At 72.3% G+C, this 17,761-nt stretch carries 20 protein-coding genes and 3 tRNA genes; 7 read left to right on the forward strand and 16 right to left on the reverse strand.

What is annotated here, in order from left to right:
* Nucleotides 1-33 precede the first annotated feature (33 nt).
* The 6 genes from EJF31_RS07915 to EJF31_RS07940 form a co-directional block, all read right to left on the reverse strand.
* The gene (locus EJF31_RS07915) at nt 34-978 is read right to left on the reverse strand and encodes a D-2-hydroxyacid dehydrogenase family protein (RefSeq protein WP_125036544.1); all 945 of its coding nucleotides are present in this window, start codon (nt 976-978) and stop codon (nt 34-36) included.
* A 75-nt stretch (nt 979-1,053) separates the two neighbouring features.
* Nucleotides 1,054-1,776 (reverse strand): 50S ribosomal protein L1, encoded by a 723-nt coding sequence (gene rplA / locus EJF31_RS07920; protein ID WP_125036545.1) that lies wholly within the window; start codon nt 1,774-1,776, stop codon nt 1,054-1,056.
* A 79-nt stretch (nt 1,777-1,855) separates the two neighbouring features.
* Entirely contained in the window at nt 1,856-2,284 is a 429-nt protein-coding gene (rplK, locus tag EJF31_RS07925; RefSeq protein ID WP_125036546.1) for a 50S ribosomal protein L11, read from the reverse strand.
* 106 nt (nt 2,285-2,390) lie between these two features.
* Nucleotides 2,391-3,224, reverse strand: coding sequence for a transcription termination/antitermination protein NusG (gene nusG / locus EJF31_RS07930; protein ID WP_125036547.1), 834 nt, complete (start codon nt 3,222-3,224; stop codon nt 2,391-2,393).
* 80 nt (nt 3,225-3,304) lie between these two features.
* The gene (secE, locus tag EJF31_RS07935; protein ID WP_125036548.1) at nt 3,305-3,553 is read right to left on the reverse strand and encodes a preprotein translocase subunit SecE; all 249 of its coding nucleotides are present in this window, start codon (nt 3,551-3,553) and stop codon (nt 3,305-3,307) included.
* A 79-nt stretch (nt 3,554-3,632) separates the two neighbouring features.
* Nucleotides 3,633-3,705: transfer RNA gene (locus EJF31_RS07940), tRNA-Trp, on the reverse strand.
* A gap of 232 nt (nt 3,706-3,937) precedes the next feature.
* Here EJF31_RS07940 and EJF31_RS07945 point away from each other — a divergent pair.
* Genes EJF31_RS07945 through EJF31_RS22095 form a run of 3 tightly spaced genes read left to right on the forward strand, consistent with a single transcriptional unit; the run spans nt 3,938 to nt 6,819 of the window.
* Nucleotides 3,938-5,158 (forward strand): pyridoxal phosphate-dependent aminotransferase, encoded by a 1,221-nt coding sequence (locus tag EJF31_RS07945; protein ID WP_125036549.1) that lies wholly within the window; start codon nt 3,938-3,940, stop codon nt 5,156-5,158.
* A gap of 14 nt (nt 5,159-5,172) precedes the next feature.
* The gene (locus EJF31_RS07950; RefSeq protein ID WP_125036550.1) at nt 5,173-6,198 is read left to right on the forward strand and encodes an adenosine deaminase; all 1,026 of its coding nucleotides are present in this window, start codon (nt 5,173-5,175) and stop codon (nt 6,196-6,198) included.
* Between the two features lie 12 nt (nt 6,199-6,210).
* Nucleotides 6,211-6,819, forward strand: a complete 609-nt coding sequence (locus EJF31_RS22095; protein WP_221767498.1) for a DUF4190 domain-containing protein — start codon at nt 6,211-6,213, stop codon at nt 6,817-6,819.
* Nucleotide 6,820: 1 nt separating this feature from the next.
* On the opposite strand, the gene EJF31_RS07960 is transcribed toward EJF31_RS22095, so the two are convergent.
* The 6 genes from EJF31_RS07960 to EJF31_RS07985 form a co-directional block, all read right to left on the reverse strand.
* On the reverse strand, nt 6,821-7,867 hold the full coding sequence (locus EJF31_RS07960; RefSeq protein WP_125036551.1) for a UDP-N-acetylmuramate dehydrogenase: 1,047 nt from the start codon (nt 7,865-7,867) through the stop codon (nt 6,821-6,823).
* Complete coding sequence (locus EJF31_RS07965) at nt 7,860-8,234, reverse strand: MaoC/PaaZ C-terminal domain-containing protein (protein ID WP_125036552.1); 375 nt, start codon at nt 8,232-8,234, stop codon at nt 7,860-7,862. The genes EJF31_RS07960 and EJF31_RS07965 overlap by 8 nt, the downstream gene beginning before the upstream one ends.
* Nucleotides 8,231-8,632 carry a MaoC family dehydratase N-terminal domain-containing protein gene (locus tag EJF31_RS07970; protein ID WP_125036553.1) on the reverse strand — a complete coding sequence of 134 codons (402 nt, stop codon included), beginning with the start codon at nt 8,630-8,632 and terminating at the stop codon, nt 8,231-8,233. The genes EJF31_RS07965 and EJF31_RS07970 overlap by 4 nt, the downstream gene beginning before the upstream one ends.
* Nucleotides 8,633-8,742: 110 nt before the next feature.
* Nucleotides 8,743-8,913, reverse strand: coding sequence for a 50S ribosomal protein L33 (rpmG, locus tag EJF31_RS07975; RefSeq protein ID WP_121804265.1), 171 nt, complete (start codon nt 8,911-8,913; stop codon nt 8,743-8,745).
* Nucleotides 8,914-8,950: 37 nt separating this feature from the next.
* A tRNA-Met gene (locus EJF31_RS07980) sits at nt 8,951-9,024 on the reverse strand.
* A 54-nt stretch (nt 9,025-9,078) separates the two neighbouring features.
* Nucleotides 9,079-9,151 (reverse strand) — tRNA-Thr (locus EJF31_RS07985).
* Nucleotides 9,152-9,181: 30 nt separating this feature from the next.
* Between EJF31_RS07985 and EJF31_RS07990 the strand changes: the two genes are divergently transcribed.
* Nucleotides 9,182-9,985: a thioesterase family protein gene (locus EJF31_RS07990; RefSeq protein WP_125036554.1), complete on the forward strand. Its 804-nt coding sequence runs from the start codon at nt 9,182-9,184 to the stop codon at nt 9,983-9,985.
* A gap of 9 nt (nt 9,986-9,994) precedes the next feature.
* On the opposite strand, the gene EJF31_RS07995 is transcribed toward EJF31_RS07990, so the two are convergent.
* The 4 genes from EJF31_RS07995 to EJF31_RS08010 are packed head-to-tail and all read right to left on the reverse strand — an operon-like array spanning nt 9,995 to nt 13,677.
* Nucleotides 9,995-11,395: an amidase gene (locus tag EJF31_RS07995; protein ID WP_125036555.1), complete on the reverse strand. Its 1,401-nt coding sequence runs from the start codon at nt 11,393-11,395 to the stop codon at nt 9,995-9,997.
* 10 nt (nt 11,396-11,405) lie between these two features.
* Nucleotides 11,406-12,113, reverse strand: coding sequence for an LrgB family protein (locus tag EJF31_RS08000; RefSeq protein ID WP_125036556.1), 708 nt, complete (start codon nt 12,111-12,113; stop codon nt 11,406-11,408).
* Nucleotides 12,110-12,460 (reverse strand): CidA/LrgA family protein, encoded by a 351-nt coding sequence (locus tag EJF31_RS08005; RefSeq protein ID WP_125036557.1) that lies wholly within the window; start codon nt 12,458-12,460, stop codon nt 12,110-12,112. Before EJF31_RS08005 ends, EJF31_RS08000 begins: the two co-directional genes overlap by 4 nt.
* Nucleotides 12,461-12,489: 29 nt before the next feature.
* Nucleotides 12,490-13,677 (reverse strand): ROK family protein, encoded by a 1,188-nt coding sequence (locus EJF31_RS08010; RefSeq protein WP_221767499.1) that lies wholly within the window; start codon nt 13,675-13,677, stop codon nt 12,490-12,492.
* A gap of 86 nt (nt 13,678-13,763) precedes the next feature.
* Here EJF31_RS08010 and zwf point away from each other — a divergent pair, with 86 nt between their 5' ends.
* The 3 genes from zwf to eda are packed head-to-tail and all read left to right on the forward strand — an operon-like array spanning nt 13,764 to nt 17,759.
* Nucleotides 13,764-15,260 (forward strand): glucose-6-phosphate dehydrogenase, encoded by a 1,497-nt coding sequence (gene zwf / locus EJF31_RS08015; protein ID WP_125036559.1) that lies wholly within the window; start codon nt 13,764-13,766, stop codon nt 15,258-15,260.
* On the forward strand, nt 15,257-17,137 hold the full coding sequence (gene edd / locus EJF31_RS08020; RefSeq protein WP_125036560.1) for a phosphogluconate dehydratase: 1,881 nt from the start codon (nt 15,257-15,259) through the stop codon (nt 17,135-17,137). The genes zwf and edd overlap by 4 nt, the downstream gene beginning before the upstream one ends.
* Complete coding sequence (eda, locus tag EJF31_RS08025) at nt 17,121-17,759, forward strand: bifunctional 4-hydroxy-2-oxoglutarate aldolase/2-dehydro-3-deoxy-phosphogluconate aldolase (RefSeq protein ID WP_125036561.1); 639 nt, start codon at nt 17,121-17,123, stop codon at nt 17,757-17,759. Before edd ends, eda begins: the two co-directional genes overlap by 17 nt.
* Nucleotides 17,760-17,761 lie beyond the last annotated feature (2 nt).

The following is a 17,761-nucleotide window of genomic DNA, read 5'->3' on the forward strand; positions in this document are numbered from 1 at the left end:
AATCGAGGTCCACCCCCGCCTGCTCAGGCATGGTCAGCCCAGCACCCGGACCGGCTCCCCGGCTCGCCAGGCCGCGATGTCCTCGACGGCCTCGGTGAAGTAGGTGCGGTAGTTGCCCTCGGTGACGTAGCCCAGATGGGGCGTGCCGAGCACGGTCGGCAGGGAGCGCAGCGGGTGGTCGGCGAGCAGCGGCTCCACGTCGTACACGTCGAGGCCGGCGCCGGCGATCCGGCCGGCACGCAGCGCCTCGACCAGGGCGTCGGTGTCGACCAGCCCGGCGCGCGAGGTGTTGACGAGGTACGCCGACCGCCGCATCTCCCCCAGCTCCGCCGCCCCGATCAGGCCGCGCGTGCTCCCGGACAGCACCAGGTGGAGCGTGACCACGTCGCTGGCCGCGAGCAGCTCGGTCAGCGACCGGGCACGCGGCACTCCGGCCGCCTCGGCCCGTTCGTCGGTGAGGTGCGGGCTCCACGCCACGATCTCCATCCCGAAGGCGCGACCGATCGCGGCGACCCGGCTGCCGATCTTGCCGAGCCCCACCACGCCGAGCGTGGCCCCGGCCAGGTCGGCGCCGAGCGTGGACTGCCACGGGCCGCCCTCCCGGAACGCGGTCGCCTCCGGCACCACGCGGCGCACGAGCCCGAGGACCAGCGCCCAGGTGAGCTCGACCGGCGGGGTCGAGGAGGAGGCCGTGCCGCAGACCGTGATCCCCCGCTCGGCGCAGGCCGCGAGGTCGATCGAGGCGTTGCGCATCCCGCTGGTCACCACGAGCCGCAGGTCGGGCAGCCGCTCGACCAGCTCGCGCGTCACGGGGGTCCGCTCGCGCATCACCACCACGACCTCGGCACCCGCGAGTCGCTCCACCAGCGCGTCCCCGTCGAGGTGCTCGGTCACGGCGTCGACGTCGGCCTCCAGCGAGGACCAGTCGGCCAGGCCGCGGGCCACGCCCTGGTAGTCGTCGAGGATCACGCAGCGCATGCCCCAGAACGTACGACGCCCCGGTCACCAGGAGGTGACCGGGGCGTCGGGTGCGCGTGGTGCGCGCGAGGTGCGTCAGGCCTGGGCGGCGTCGTCCTCGACCGCGACGTGCTTGGTGCGGTTGGGGTCGACCTGGACGCCGGGGCCCATGGTCGTGGAGAAGGTGACCTTCTTGATGTAGCGGCCCTTGGAGCTGGCCGGCTTGAGACGCAGCACCTCGTCGAGCGCCGCGGCGTAGTTCTCCGCGAGCTGGACCTCGTCGAAGGAGGCCTTGCCGATGATGAAGTGCAGGTTGGCGTGGCGGTCGACGCGGAACTCGATCTTGCCGCCCTTGATGTCGGACACGGCCTTGGCCACGTCCGGCGTCACGGTGCCGGTCTTCGGGTTCGGCATGAGGCCGCGGGGACCGAGGACGCGGCCGAGGCGACCGACCTTGCCCATCATGTCCGGGGTCGCGACGACGGCGTCGAAGTCGAGCCAGCCGCCGGCGACCTTCTCGATCAGCTCGTCGCCACCGACGACGTCGGCGCCGGCCTCGCGGGCAGCCTCGGCCTTGTCGGCGTTCGCGAACACCAGGACCTTGGCGGTCTTGCCGGTGCCGTGCGGGAGGTTGACCGTGCCGCGGACCATCTGGTCGGCCTTGCGGGGGTCGACGCCGAGGCGCATGACGACGTCCACGGTCTCGTCGAACTTCTTCTTGCTGCTCGTCTTCGCGATCTTGATCGCGGCCAGCGGGGCGTAGAGCTCGTCCTTGTCGAACGTGTCCGCCGCCGCGCGGTAGGTCTTGCTGCGCTGCATGGTGTTCTCGTTTCTACGAAGTGTGGTCTTCGGTGGGCCAGCGCGGCCCTGCCACGGGGTGTTGGCTGTGCGCCGGAGGTCAGTCGGTGGTGACGCCCATGGAGCGGGCGGTGCCCTCGACGATCTTCATCGCGGCGTCGATGTCGTTCGCGTTGAGGTCGGGGAGCTTCGTGGTGGCGATCTCGCGGATCTGGTCCTTGGTCAGCTTGCCGACCTTCTCCTTGTGCGGGACGCCCGAACCCTTCTTGAGACCGGCGGCCTTCTTGATCAGCTCGGCGGCCGGCGGGGTCTTCGTGACGAACGTGAACGAGCGGTCCTCGTAGATGGTGATCTCGACCGGGATCACGTTGCCGCGCATGGACTCGGTCTGCGCGTTGTACGCCTTGCAGAACTCCATGATGTTCACGCCGTGCGGACCGAGGGCGGTACCGACCGGCGGGGCCGGCGTCGCGGCACCGGCCTGCAGCTGCACCTTGACCAGGGCAGCGATCTTCTTCTTGGGAGGCATTCTTCTCAGGATCCTTTGTGTTGTACGTCGTGGTCTTGTCGAGCTCGAGGCCGGTACGCCGACCCTTGCTCTGCCACCTGGGTGTTGCTTCGCTGGGGCTTGCTGCTCAGACCTTCTGGATCTGGGAGAAGCTCAGCTCGACCGGGGTCTCCCGGCCGAAGATCTCGACGAGGGCCTTGACCCTCTGGGACTCGGCGTTGATCTCGGTGATCGTCGCGTGGAGCGTGGCGAACGGACCGTCGACCACCATGACCGAGTCGGACACGTCGAAGTCGGCGACCTCGACGGGCTTCTTCGCGGCGGTGCCACCCGAGGGCGACGGAGCGCCGGCGGCGACAGCCTCGGCCTCGGCGCGAGCGACGACGGCGGGGGCGAGCATGTTCTCGACCTCGGTCATGCTCAGCGGCACGGGCTGGTGGCTGTGACCGACGAAGCCGGTCACCGAGGGGGTGTGGCGGACCGCGGCCCACGACTCGTCGGTCAGGTCCATGCGGACCAGGACGTAGCCGGGCAGGACGGTCCGGCGGACCATCTTGCGCTGGCCGTTCTTGATCTCCGCGACCTCCTCGGTGGGGACCACGATCTCGTGGATGTAGTCCTCCATGTTCAAGGAGATGATGCGGTTCTCGAGGTTCGACTTCACCCTGTTCTCCATGCCGGAGTAGGTGTGCACGACGAACCAGTCACCGGGCTTGGCCCACAGCTCGCGGCGGAAGACCTCGAGCGGGTCGTTCTCGTCCGGGGCGTCGTCGGCGTCGTCGGCGATCTCGCCGGTGGTCTCGTCGGCGATCTCGCCGGTGGTCTCGTCGACGGTCTCGTCGGTGGCCTCGGCCTGCTCGACCTCGGCGGTCTCCTCGACGGGCGCGTCACCCTCGGGGGACGTCACCGTCTCCTCGGTCTCGACCGAGTCGTACTGCTCCGACACGTGCTGCTCCGTCACTACTGGATGTCCAATCTGGTGTCCGGCCGGGGGCCGGACGGGGCGGGCGGTCCCGCTGGGTCAGTCGTCCGGGTGTCCGGTCACTGGGTGGTGTTGCCGGCAAAGACCGCGAAGATCAGCTTGCCGAAGCCCAGGTCCAGTGCCGCGACCAGCGCCATCATGAAGATGACGAAGACCATGACGACCAGGAAGTAGGTGACCAGCTGCTCCTGGGTCGGGTAGACGACCTTGCGGAGCTCGGCGACGACCTGCCGGTAGAACACCGGGAGGCTGGTGCGCTTCTCGGTCCTGCTCTCACGCGAACCGCGGACGGCCTTGCTGTCCGACACGTTCGTCACCTCTCCTCGATCGACCGGCTGGTCGTGGTCGACCGGCCGTCACACAGTTGATCCTGCATCACATTTCCTGCAGGGCACGAGGGACTTGAACCCCCAACCTTCGGTTTTGGAGACCGATGCTCTGCCAGTTGAGCTAGTGCCCTCCGCGATTTCCCGGTGGAGCGACGCCCGGGGCGCCCTGGTGAGGGCACGCCGAAGCATGTGGGAAAACCACAAACGGGGAGTCTACGGGGAAGAGCAACGCGGAGTCCAAACCGGGGAGTGCTCGACGCGCTCCCCGCCCGGACCGGCCGTGGACCTTGCCGTGGACCTTGCCGTGGACCTGGCCGTGAAACCCCGCGTGGCCCCGAGACGACCCGCCCCTACGATGGTGCCATGAGCTCCCAGAACGCCAGCCAGCCCCGCGCCCGCCGCGTCTCGAAGCGGATCGGCGCCATCGCCGAGTCCGCGACGCTGAAGGTCGACGCGAAGGCCAAGGCGCTCAAGGCCGAGGGTCGTCCCGTGATCGGGTTCGGCGCCGGCGAGCCCGACTTCCCGACGCCGGACTACGTGGTCGAGGCCGCGGTCGAGGCGTGCCGGGACCCCAAGAACCACCGCTACACCCCCGCCGGCGGCCTGCCGGAGCTGAAGAAGGCGATCGTCGAGAAGACGCTGCGCGACAGCGGCCTGGTGATCGAGCCGGCCAACGTGCTGGTCACCAACGGCGGCAAGCAGGCCATCTACGCGGCGTTCGCGGCCATGATCGACCCCGGCGACGAGGTCATCGTGCCGGCGCCGTTCTGGACGACCTACCCCGAGGCGATCCAGCTCGCCGGCGGCACCGCCGTCGAGGTGCTGGCCGACGAGACCCAGGACTACAAGGTCACCGTCGAGCAGCTCGAGGCCGCCCGCACCGAGCACACCAAGGTGCTGCTCTTCGTCTCCCCCTCCAACCCGACGGGTTCGGTCTACACCGCCGACGAGATCCGCGCGATCGGCCAGTGGGTCGAGGACAACGGCCTGTGGGTGCTGACCGACGAGATCTACGAGCACCTGGTCTACGACGGCGTCGAGACCGGCTCGATGCCGGTGCTGTGCCCCTTCCTCCAGGACAACTGCGTCGTCGTCAACGGCGTCGCCAAGACCTACGCCATGACGGGCTGGCGGGTCGGCTGGATGATCGGCCCCGCCGACCTGGTCAAGGCAGCCACCAACCTGCAGTCGCACGCGACCTCCAACGTCTCCAACGTCGCGCAGCGGGCTGCCCTGGCCGCCGTCTCGGGCGACCTGACCGCCGTGGACGAGATGAAGGTGGCCTTCGACCGCCGGCGCAAGATGATCGTCACGATGCTCAACGAGATCGACGGCGTCCTCTGCCCGACCCCGACCGGCGCGTTCTACGCCTACCCCTCGGTCAAGGGCCTGCTCGGCAAGGAGTACGACGGCACCCGCATCGAGACCTCGGCCGAGCTGGCCGAGTACATCCTCGACAAGGCCGAGGTGGCCGCAGTCCCGGGCGAGGCGTTCGGGTCGCCGGGCTACCTGCGCTTCTCCTACGCCCTGGGCGACGACGACATCATCGAGGGCATCACCCGCCTCCAGAAGCTCTTCGCCTGAGCCTCGACCCCCGGATGCGCGACCTGACGGCGCTGCCCAAGGCCCACCTCCACCTCCACTTCACCGGCTCGATGCGTCACGAGACGCTGCTCGAGCTGGCCGAGCGGGACGGCATCGTGCTGCCCGACTCGCTGGTCTCGGACTGGCCGCCGCAGCTGTCGGCGGCCGACGAGAAGGGCTGGTTCCGGTTCCAGCGGCTCTACGACGTGGCGCGGTCCGTGCTGCGCACGGAGGGCGACGTACGCCGCCTGGTGCGGGAGGCGGCCGAGGACGACGTCCGCGACGGCGGACGCTGGCTGGAGATCCAGGTCGATCCGAGCGGCTACGCCGCCCGCTTCGGCGGCATCACGGCCTTCCTCGACCTCGTGCTGGACGCCGTCCGGGAGGCCACGCGGGAGACCGGCCTCGGGATGGCGGTGGTCGTGGCGGCCAACCGGACCCGGCACCCGCTCGACGCCCGGACCCTGGCGCGGCTCGCGGCGCAGTACGCCGACCGTGGCGTGGTCGGCTTCGGGCTCAGCAACGACGAACGACGGGGCACGACGGCGGAGTTCGCGCCGGCCTTCGCCATCGCGGAGCGCGCCGGGCTCCTGCTGGCCCCCCACGGGGGCGAGCTGCGCGGGGCCGAGCACGTCCGGACGTGCCTCGACGAGCTGCACGCCGGCCGGCTCGGCCACGGGGTGCGCTCCGCGGAGGACCCCGCCCTGCTGGACCGGATCGTGGAGGCGGGCGTGGCGCTCGAGGTGTGCCCCGTGTCCAACGTGGCGCTGGGCGTCTACTCCGACCTCACCTCGGTGCCGCTTCCGGCGCTGCTCGCCGCCGGCGCGACCGTGGCGCTCGGCGCCGACGACCCGCTGCTGTTCGGCTCGCGCCTCGCGGGGCAGTACGCCACCATGCGCGCGGCCCACGACCTCGACGACGAGCAGCTCGCCGAGCTGGGGCGGATGTCGATCCGGGCCTCGCGGGCGCCCGACCAGACCAAGAAGGAACTCATCGCCGAGGTCGACGAGTGGTTGGCCGCGGAACCCGCCCGGCCCTGACAAGATGGCCTCGTGAGCACCTCTGACTCCGAGAACCCGGGCGACGCCGGCCAGGGTGAGTCCCTGCCGCCGACGCACACGCCCTACGGCCAGCAGCCCCCGGCGGCGCCGCAGGACCCGCAGGCGCAGCCGCCGTACGGCGCTCCACAGCCGCCCTACGGCCAGGTCCCGCCGCAGTACCCCGCGCCGCAGGCCAACCCCTACGGCCAGCCGCCGGCGGCGCCGTACACCCAGCCCTACGCGCAGCAGAACCCCTACGGCCAGCCCCAGCCCGGCTACCCCGCCCCGCAGGCTCCCTACGGCTACGCGCAGCCCGCGCTGCCCAACCACCCGTCGTCGACGACCGCGTTCGTGCTCAGCCTGGTCGCCCTCGCCGGCATCGTCTTCTGCGGCGGCATCACGCTGGTGCTCTCACCCTTCGCGTGGCGGATCGGTGCGCGTGCGGTGCGCGAGATCGACGCCAGCCCCGGTCAGTACGGCGGCCGCGACCAGGCCAACGCGGGCCGGATCATGGGCATCATCGGCACGGTCCTGCTGGTGATCGGGCTGCTGTTCGTGGTCGGCGTGATCGCGCTGCTCGCGGTGGGCGCCACGACGAGCAGCACCACGACCTACCGGTAGCTCACAGCTCGCAGCCGACCAGGACCGGCTCGTTGACGAGCCGGATGCCGAAGCGTGCCTCGACCCCGTCGCGCACCTCGCGCGCGAGGTCGAGCACGTCGGCGGAGCCCGCGCCGCCGCGGTTGGTGAGCGCGAGCGTGTGCTTGCCCGACAGGGCGGCGCGGTCGGACCCGTGGCCCTTGGTGAACCCGGCGTGCTCGATCAGCCAGGCCGCGCTGGTCTTCACGAGGCCGCCGGCCTGCGGCCAGGCGGGGGCGCCCTCGGGGACCTGCCCGGCGGGCACCACGGGGTTGGTGAAGAACGAGCCGGCGCTCCACGTGTCGTGGTCGTCGGGGTCGAGCACCATGCCCTTGCCGCGCCGCAGCCCCAGCACCGCGCGGCGTACGTCGCCCGCCGGGGCGCGTCCGCCCTGCTCAACGCCCAGGGTCCGGGCGAGCTCGGCGTAGGCCACCGGGGCGCCGAGGCTGCCCTGGCGGAACTGGAAGGTCACCGACAGCACGACGTGGCGGCCGCCCCAGGCGTCCAGCCGGTCGGCCTTGAAGCGGCTGTGCCGGTAGCCGAACCCGCAGTCGGCGTTGGCGAAGGTGCGCACGCCCTGGAGCGTGCGGTCCCACACCCGGACCGACGCGATGGTCTGGGAGACCTCCTGGCCGTAGGCGCCGACGTTCTGGATCGGGGTGGCGCCGACCAGCCCGGGGATGCCGGAGAGGGCCTCGACCCCCACCCAGCCGCGCTCGACGGCGTCGCTGACGAGCTCGTCCCACGGCTCGCCGGCCGCGACCGTGACCAGGACCCCGCCGCACGTCGGGTCCTCACCCGGCTCGAGATCGACCGCGACCCCGCGGGTGGCGACCTGGACGACCGTGCCGGGGAAGCCCTCGTCGGCCACGACGAGGTTGCTGCCGCCGCCGAGGACCAGCAGCGGCTCACCGGCGGCGTCGGCCTCGGAGACCGCCGCGATCAGCTCGGCCTCGGTGCGGGCCGTGACCCAGCGGCGGGCCGGGCCCCCGATGCGCAGGGTGGTGTGGGCGCCGAGCAGCTCAGCCACGGAGGACGGCCTTGGGCATGCCGAGGACCTTCTGCCCGTCGCAGGTGACGGTCAGCGACACCGTGGTGAGCCCGTCGGCCTCCTTGGTGGCCCCGGCGACCTCGATGTCGACGCCGCCCTCGGCGGGGACGACGACCGGGTTGGTGAACTTGCAGCCGAAGGAGACGACCTCGGCACCCGGGAACCACGCCTCGACGGCGCGGGCGGCCAGGGCCATGGTGAACATGCCGTGGGCGATCACGCCGGGCAGCCCGACGCTGAGCGCGACCGACTCGTCCTGGTGGATCGGGTTGTGGTCGCCGCTGGCGCCGGCGTACGCGACGAGGTCGGCGCGGGTGATCGTGAAGGTCTGGGTGGGGAGGCTCATGCGTCCGCTCCTCGGTGGACGAGCGTCGCCGAGGTCGAGCAGACCAGGGCACCGGACTCGTCGGTGATCGCACTGGTGGTGCCGATGATGTCGTTGCCGGCGATCTGGCGCAGCGTCGCGACGGTCAGCGTCGCGGTGAGGACGTCACCGGGCACGACCGGTCGCTCGTAGGCGAAGTCCTGGGCGCCGTGCACGATCCGGAACAGGTCGATCGCCTCGGCCTCGAGGAAGGCGTTCATGGCGTCGAAGGCGAGCACGATCGGGAAGGTCGCCGGGGCCGGACCACCGGCGTAGGTGCCGCCGGTGGCGGCGACGAACTCCCGGATGTTGTCCTCCGACACGGAGTAGGGGCGGCTCGGCGGGAACGTCTTGCCAACGAGCGACTGGTCCACGGGCATGCCTCCAACCTAACGAACCGCGACCGCGGCCGATCGGTTGGCCCGAAATGCAACCGACCCGCCCGGAGGTCCGGGCGGGTCGGTGGAAAAGCTGTGGTGACGACGAGGCGTCAGCGGGTCTCGCGGTGCGCGGTGTGCTTGCGGCAGCGCGGGCAGAACTTCGCCAGCTCGAGACGATCAGGGTCGTTGCGGCGGTTCTTCTTGGTGATGTAGTTGCGCTCCTTGCAGTCCACGCACGCGAGCGTGATCTTGGGGCGAACGTCGGAGCTCTTGCTGGCCACGGGAAGTCCTTGCTGTTGCGTCTTGGTCGAAACTGAGTAGCGGGGGCGGGACTCGAACCCGCGACACCACGATTATGAGCCGTGTGCTCTAACCACCTGAGCTACCCCGCCACCGGGACAGGGGCACGCCGGCCAGAATACTGGCCGACGCAATCCCACACCCAGAGCCCCTTTACGGAATCGAACCGTAGACCTTCTCCTTACCATGGAGACGCTCTGCCGACTGAGCTAAAGGGGCAACGACCGAGAACAATACACAGAGGGACACGTGAACGAAAAATCGGCCCCACACCCCTGTTTCTACAGGCTTCTCGAGGCCTCTCCGGACGGTCGCGAATGGGTCGAACCGACGCCCTCGACGGCCGGTCCGTGGTCGCCGGATGCCCAGCACGGCGGCCCTCCGGCGGCCCTCCTGGCACGGGGGATCGAGCGCCTCGCCGGCGCCTCGTGGACGATCGGCCGCTTCACCATGGAGCTGCTCGGACCGGTCCCCGTCGCGACCCTGACGCTGTCCGCGTCGGTGCTGCGGCCGGGCCGCTCAGTGCAGCTCGTTGGCGCCGAGCTGTACGACGTCGAGGCCGGCCGCACGGTCGCCCGGGCCCACGCCTGGGTCTTCCCGGTGTCGACGTCGGGCCCCGGGCAGCCGACCCCGCTCGCCCACTCCCCCGAGGACGGCGAGACCCGTCCGCGGCCCGAGGGCTGGCACGGCGGCTACCTCGACGCGGTCGAGTGGCGCTGGATCAAGGGCTCGGTCGAGGAGGCCGGCCCGGGCATCGTCTGGATGCGGCCGCCGCGGCTCGTCGAGGGCGAGGAGACCTCGCCCGTGCAGCGCCTGCTGGCCTGCGTCGACTCGGCCTCCGGAGCCTCGGCGGCGCTCGACGTGCGCGAGTGGGGGTTCCTCAACACCGAGCTGAGCGTGCACGTGCTGCGCCCGCCCGTCGGCGCGTGGGTCTGCCTCGACGCCGAGACGACGCTGTCGACAGGCTCGGTCGGCGTGGCCACGTCCGCGGCGTACGACGGCCTGGGGCTGGTCGCGCGGTCCGCCCAGGCGCTCCTGGTGGTGCCCCGCTGACCGTCCCGCTCAGTCCTGGATGCGCGCCCAGGGGTGTGCCTCCTCGAGCTCGTAGGCGAGCTCGAGGAGCCGGGCCTCGCGGCCGGCCGGCGCGGTGAAGTGCATGCCCTGCGGGAGCCCGGCGGCGGTGGTGGCGAGCGGCAGCGAGATCGCCGGGTCCCCGGTGGCGTTCTGCAGCGGCGTGAACGCCGCCCACTCCAGGATCCGTCCGATGACGTCCTCGTAGTTCCGGGTCGGGTCGAGGTGGCCGACCCGCGGGGTCTCGGTGGCGAGCGTGGGGCTGAGGATGACGTCGTACTGCCCGAAGAAGGCGGCGGAGACCTTGGCCGAGCGGCGCAGCCGGAGGATGGCCCCCGGCACGCGGTGCAGGTTGCGGCCGGCGTGCCGGGCCAGTCCGAGGGTGAGGTTGTCGAGGCGGGCGGGGTCCCAGGTGGGGCCGTTGGCGCGGCGGCCGCCGCGGACCAGGCTGAAGGCCAGCAGTGACCAGTAGAGCAGGAAGTCGTCCTTGAACTGGTCGTCCACGGGCACCGGGACGGGCTCGACGGTGTGGCCGAGCTCCTCGAGCAGCCGGGCCGTCTTGAGGGTGAGGTCGTGCACCTCGGGCGAGACCCCGACGCCCACCCCCTCGGTCACCAGCGCGACCCGGAGCCGGCGCTTGCCCGGCCGGGTGATGTCGCCGATCGGGGGCAGGTGCAGGGCGCGGTAGACCTTCTCCGACTCGCGCAGGAAGGCCGCCGTGTCGCGGACCGAGCGGGTGACGACGCCGTCGTTGATGATCCGGACCGGCATGTCCCGCATCAGCTTGTCCTGCGCCAGCCGCTCGCGGGTGGGCTTGAGGCCGACGAGCCCGTTGACCGCCGCCGGGATCCGGATCGAGCCGCCGCCGTCGTTGGCGTGGGCGAGGGGCACGGCGCCCGCCGCGACCAGCGCCGCGGAGCCGGCGGAGGAGGCCCCAGCGCTGTGGTCGGGGTTCCACGGGGTGCGGACGGCACCGAGCCGCGGGTGCTCGGCCGACGGGCTGAAGCCGAACTCGCTGAGCTGGGTCTTGCCGAGCGGGACGAGGCCGGTCGCGAGGAACATGCGGGCGAAGTCGCCGTCGCGCCGGGCCGGGGGCGCGTCGTAGGCGTCGTTGCCCTGGCGGGTGGGCATGCCGGCCACGTCGACGTTGTCCTTGACGAAGGTCGGGACGCCGGCGAAGAAGCCGCCGCGCGGATCGGCCGCCTCGGCGCGGGCCCGGTCGAAGGCCTCGTACGCGACCGCGTTGAGCTGCGGGTCGACCTTCTCCACGCGCAGGATCGCGGCCTCGACCACCTCGGGGACACCCACTTCCCGGCGCTGGATCCGGTCGACCAGGCCGACCGCGTCGAGGTCCCCGAGGGCGTCGTCTCCGAAGGCGTGCACGCGCGTCATGCTCACAAAACTAGAGCAGGACGGCCATCAGGATCGGCACCACCAGGCTGGTGGCGAGCGCCGTCAGACCCATGGACAGGCCGGCGAAGGCGCCCTCGGTCTCGTCCTCCACCAGGGCGCGGGAGGTGCCGATGCCGTGCGAGACCGCGCCGAGCGCCAGCCCGCGGGCGCGCCGGTCGCGGACCCGGAGCAGGGTGAGCACGGCCGGCCCGGCCACGGCGCCCAGGATGCCGGCCAGGATCGTCAGCACCGCGGTGAGCGACGGGAGCCCACCCGCCGTCTCCGACAGGGCGATCGAGACCGGGGTCGTGGCGGCCTTCGGGGCGATCGTGCGAGCGAGGAGGTCGCCCCCACCGAGGGTCTCCACGAGCACGACGGCCGTCGACACGGAGACCACCGCGCCGAGCGGGATCGCGACGAGCAACGGGACCACGAAGCCCTTCAGGCGGTGCGCCTGGCGGTGCAGGGGGACGGCCAGCGCGACCGTGGCCGGGCCCAGGAGGAACGAGATCAGGGCAGTGCCGTCGCGGTAGTCGGCGTAGTCGACGTCCAGCACCGACAGGGTCGCACCCACGAGCACGATGGCGACGAGGACCGGCTGGGCGAGCGCATGGCCGCCGGTGCGGTCCCGGACCTCGCGGCCGATGCGGTAGGCGACCAGCGTCAGCAGCACGAAGAACACCGGCGAGTGGCTCGCCCAGGCCCAGGTCTCGCTCACCGGCGGGCTCCGAGCCGCTCCAGCGCGACCGTCGTCCAGCCGACCACGGCGAGCCCCAGGGCCCACGAGACCACCAGCCCGGCGACCAGGGGCAGGGCGTGGTCGCGGATCGTGCCGAGGTAGACGATCACCCCGACACCCGCCGGGACGAACAGCAGCTGCAGGTGCCGCAGCAACCCGGCGGCGGCGCGCACGACCGTCGCGTCGTCGCCGGAGCGACGTACGCGGAGGAGCACGAAGAGCACGACCATCCCGACCACCGGCCCGGGGACCGGGGCATCGGTCAGGCGGACCAGCACCTCGCCCACCAGCTGGCAGCCGAGCACCCAGGTCAACCCGTTGATCACCCGCGCATCATGGCAGCCGGCGGGCGCGGTCAGGCGTGGGCGGCCAGCCGGGCGTCGACGGCCGACGGTGCCAGCACGTGGTCGAGCGCGAGGGCGGCACAGCCCACCAGACCGGCCCGGTCGCCGTGCGTGGCGGGCAGGAAGTGCAGGTCGCGGGTCGCGAGCGCCCCGGCCCGGGCGTAGACGCTCTCGCGGAGACCCGCGGCGAACATGTCGAACGCACCGGCCATGTCGCCGCCCACCACGACCGCCTGCGGGTTGAGCAGGTTGACCGCGATCGCGAGCAGCTCACCGACGTGGCGGCCGGACTCGCGGACGAGATGGCGCGCCTCGGCGTCACCCTGGAGGGCCAGTGCCACGAGCTCGCGGACGTGCCCGACCGGGCGGCCGTTGGCGGCCATCTGCGCGCACAGCGCCCAGCCGCCGGCCACGGTCTCGAGGCAGCCCGTGGACCCGCAGCGGCAGGGCAGCCCGTCGGCGACCTCCAGCTTGGTGTGGCCGATCTCGCCGGCGGCGCCGAGGTGCCCGGACAGCACGCGCCCGTCGGCGACGATGCCGAGCCCGAGGCCGGTGGAGGCCTTCACGACGAGCACGTCGCGGAGGTCGTCGCGGAGGTCGTCGCGGCGGCCGAGGAGCTCGGCGCGGGCGAGGACGTCCGCGTCGTTGGCGACGTACAGGGGAACGACGGCGGGGGCGGTGACACCTGCGAGGTACGGCGCCAGCTCGACGCCGTCCCAGCCGGCCATCACCGGGGAGTCGAGGCTCACCCCCCGCTCGGTGTCGACGGTGCCGGGCAGCGAGAGGCCGATCGCGGCGACGGGCGGGCGGACCCCCTCGAGCAGCGTCGTGAGCCGCGCGGCCACCTCGGTCATCAGCCGGTCGGGTCCGACGCCGACCTCGTGGTCGCGGGAGTCGGCCGCGATCTCGGTGCCGTCGAGGTCGAAGACGGCGAGCTGGCTGCGGGAGCGGCCGATCGCCACGGCGAGGACCACGCCGGCGTCCTTGTTGAACAGCAGCGCACCAGGGGGACGGCCGCCGGTCGAGGCCAGCTCCTCCCCCGCGAGCAGCAGGCCTGCCTGCGCCAGCGCCTGGACGCGGGAGACGACCGCGGTGCGCGAGAGGCCGGTGATCGAGCGCAGGCCCGAGCGGGTCTCGGCGCGGCCGGTGCGGACGAGCTCGAGGAGCTCGCCGGCGCTGGCCGGGGTGGCGGTCGTCATGGCTCGGATCATAGTTCGCCCTCTTTGATCTCAAAAAAACCTTAGTAGTGCTTGTAACGATCCAAACTTCCTGAGACGGTGGACGCATGGACCAGACCGCCACCCCGCACGCGATCCCCTCCGCGTGTGACTTCACCGTGTTCGGCGGGACCGGAGACCTCGCGCTGCGCAAGCTGCTGCCGGCCCTCTACCTGCGCGACCTCGAGGGCCAGCTGCCCGCCGACACCCGGATCGTCGGCGTGTCGCGCGCCGAGCTCGACGACGACGGCTACCGCGCCGAGGTGCGCGCCGCCCTGACGACGTACGTCGCCCCCGAGGACCTCACCGACCCCGCCGTGGACCGCCTCCTGGCGCGGCTCCACCACCTGACCCTGGACGCGCACGAGCCCGACGAGTGGCACCGGCTGCACGCGCTGCTCAAGGACCGTCCCGACCACGAGACCGCCGCCCGCGTCTTCTACCTCGCGGTGGCCCCGTCCCTCTTCGGCGCCATCTGCGACAACCTGGAGGCGATCGGGGTCGTCAACGACGCCGCGCGCGTGGTGCTCGAGAAGCCGATCGGCCACGACGTCGCCTCCGCGCGGGCCGTCAACGACGCCGTCGGTCGCGTCTTCGCCGAGTCGCAGATCTTCCGGATCGACCACTACCTCGGCAAGGAGAGCGTCCAGAACCTCCTCGTCACCCGCTTCGCCAACACGTTCCTCGAGCCCATGTGGAACTCCCACTGGGTCGACCACGTGCAGATCACCGTCGCCGAGGAGCTCGGCGTCGGGGAGCGCGGGGGCTACTACGACCACGCCGGCGCGCTGCGCGACATGGTCCAGAACCACCTCCTGCAGCTGCTCTGCCTGGTCGCCATGGAGCCGCCGTCGCACATCGGGCGCGAGACCGTCCGCGACGAGAAGCTCAAGGTCCTCCAGGCCCTCAAGCCGATGACCCCCGAGGGCGTGGACCACGACACGGTCCGCGGCCGCTACACCGCCGGGCTCGTCGACGGGGTCGCGGTGCCGTCGTACACCGACGACCTGGGGCACAGCGGCAGCAAGACCGAGACCTTCGTCGCGCTGCGCACCGAGGTGCAGAACTGGCGCTGGGCCGGCGTGCCGTTCTACCTGCGCACCGGCAAGCGGATGGACCGCCGGGCCTCGGAGATCGTGGTCGTCTTCAAGCCGCCGCCGCACGCGATGTTCCCCCACAGCGAGGGCACCACCGAGCCCAACCGGCTGCACATCCACATCCAGCCCGACGAGGGCATGCGCCTGCACCTGACGGCGAAGGAGCCCGGCCCGGGCGGGATCCGGCTGCGGCCGGTCTCGCTCGACCTGAGCTACGCCACGACCTTCGAGCAGCGCAGCCCCGACGCCTACGAGCGGCTGCTCATGGACGTCATCAAGGGCAACCCCACCCTGTTCATGCGCCGCGACGAGGTCGAGGCCGCGTGGACGTGGGTCGAACCGATCCTCACCCGCTGGGCGACCTCGCCCGACCGGCCCAAGCGCTACCCCGCCGGCACGAGCGGGCCCACCGCCGCCGCGACTCTCCTCGAGCGCGACGGCCGTTCCTGGCAGGAGTCCGACCAATGAGCCAGCGCCACCCCACCCTCAGCCCCGTCATCAGGGAGGTGACCGCCCGGATCGTCGAGCGCAGCGCGCCGACCCGGACCGCCTACCTCGACCGGATCCGGCAGGCCGCGGACCGCGGTCCCGCCCGCGGTCGTCTGGCCTGCGCCAACCTCGCGCACGGCTTCGCCGCCTCCGACGCCCCGGCGAAGCAGGCGCTGCGCGGCCGCACCAAGCCCAACGTCGCGATCGTGTCGGCCTACAACGACATGCTCTCGGCGCACCAGCCGTTCGAGGCCTTCCCCGCGGTGCTGAAGAAGTCGGTGATCCGCGCCGGCGGCATCGCGCAGTTCGCCGGCGGCGTGCCCGCCATGTGCGACGGCATCACCCAGGGCCGCGACGGCATGCAGCTCTCGCTCTACAGCCGCGACGTGATCGCGATGTCGACGGCGATCGCGCTCAGCCACGACATGTTCGACGGCGCGCTGATGCTCGGCGTCTGCGACAAGATCGTGCCCGGGCTGCTGATCGGCGCCCTGTCCTTCGGGCACCTGCCCACCGTCTTCGTCCCGGCGGGGCCGATGACCTCCGGCCTGCCCAACGGCGAGAAGGCCCGGATCCGTCAGCTGTACGCCGAGGGCAAGGTCGGCCGCGCCGAGCTGCTCGAGGCCGAGGCGGCGTCGTACCACTCGGCCGGCACGTGCACGTTCTACGGCACGGCCAACTCCAACCAGCTGATCATGGAGGTGCTGGGGCTGCACCTGCCCGGCTCCTCGTTCGTGAACCCCGGCACCCCGCTGCGCGAGGCGCTCACGAAGGCGGCCGGCGAGCGGGTCACCGCGATCACGCCGCAGGGCGGCGAGCCGACGCCGATCGGCGAGATCGTCGACGAGAAGGCGATCGTCAACGCCTGCGTGGCGCTGCTCGCGAGCGGCGGCTCGACCAACCACACGATGCACCTGGTCGCGATCGCCCGCGCCGCCGGCATCGTGCTGACCTGGGACGACCTGTCCGACCTGTCGGCCGTGGTCCCGTCGCTGTGCCGGATCTACCCCAACGGCCAGGCCGACGTGAACCACTTCCAGGCAGCGGGCGGGATCGGCTTCCTGGTGCACACGCTGCTGCGCGCCGGGCTGCTGCACGAGGACGTCCGGACCATCGCCGGGCACGGCCTCTGGCGGTACACGACCGAGCCGCGGCTGCGCGGCACCGAGCTCACGTGGGAGGAGGGCCCCAAGGCGTCCCTCGACCTCGACGTGCTGCGCCCCGCCGACGACCCGTTCGCCCCCGACGGCGGGCTGCGGATGCTGTCCGGTCCGCTGGGCCGGGCGGTCATCAAGACCTCGGCGGTCAAGCCGGAGCACCGCTCGGTCACCGCCCCGGCCGTGGTCTTCGACCACCAGGACGACTTCCTGGCCGCCTTCGGCGACGGCGCGCTCGACGGCCGCGACTTCGTGGCCGTGATCCGCTACCAGGGCCCGGCCGCCAACGGCATGCCCGAGCTGCACAAGCTGACCCCCGCCCTCGGCGTGCTCCAGGACCGCGGGCAGCGGGTCGCCCTGGTGACCGACGGCCGGATGTCCGGCGCCTCGGGCAAGGTGCCGGCCGCCATCCACGTGACACCCGAGGCCGCCCTCGGCGGCGCGATCGCCCGCATCCACGACGGCGACCTGGTCACGGTCGACGCCGAGACCGGCCTGCTCGACGTCCACGTGGAGCGGGCCGAGCTCGCCGCGCGCGAGGCGACCGGTGGCGCTCCCCAGGGAGCCGACTGGGCCGGCACCGGACGCGAGCTCTTCGCGGCGTTCCGGGCCACCGTCGGCACCGCCGACACCGGCGCCAGCGTCTTCCCGGGCGTGGCCGTCCCGCAGCAGGAGGTGCCCCTTGTCCAGCACGCCTGAGAACACTGAGCGCTCGCTGCTCGACGTCGTCCCGGTGGTGCCGGTCGTCGTCGTGGACCGGCTCGCCGACGCCGTCCCGATCGCGCGGGCCCTCGCCGCGGGCGGGCTGCCCGTCGTCGAGCTGACCCTGCGGACCCCCGTCGCGCTGGAGGCGATCCGTGCGATCGCCGACGAGGTGCCGGAGATCCTGGTCGGCGCGGGCACGATCGTCTCGCCGGGCCAGGCCAAGGAGGCGCTCGACGCGGGCGCGCAGTTCCTCGTCTCACCCGGGACGACCCAGGCCCTGCTGGGCGCGATGCTCGACTCGGGGTTGCCGTTCCTGCCCGGCACAGCCACCGTCTCGGAGGTGCTCGGCGCGCTCGAGGCCGGCCTCACGGAGCTGAAGTTCTTCCCCGCCGAGGCGTCGGGGGGTGCGGCGTTCCTGAAGTCGATCGCGTCGCCGGTGCCGGCCGCTCGCTTCTGCCCGACCGGCGGGATCACGGCCGCGACGGCACCGTCGTACCTCGCCCTGCCCAACGTGGGCTGCGTCGGCGGCTCCTGGCTGACCCCCGCGGACGCCGTGGCCGCCGGGGACTGGGCGCGGATCGAGCGGCTCGCAGCGGAGGCCGCCGCCCTCGCCTGAGC

Source organism: Nocardioides sp. LS1 (assembly GCF_003865225.1).
Lineage (GTDB): Bacteria > Actinomycetota > Actinomycetes > Propionibacteriales > Nocardioidaceae > Nocardioides > Nocardioides ginsengisegetis.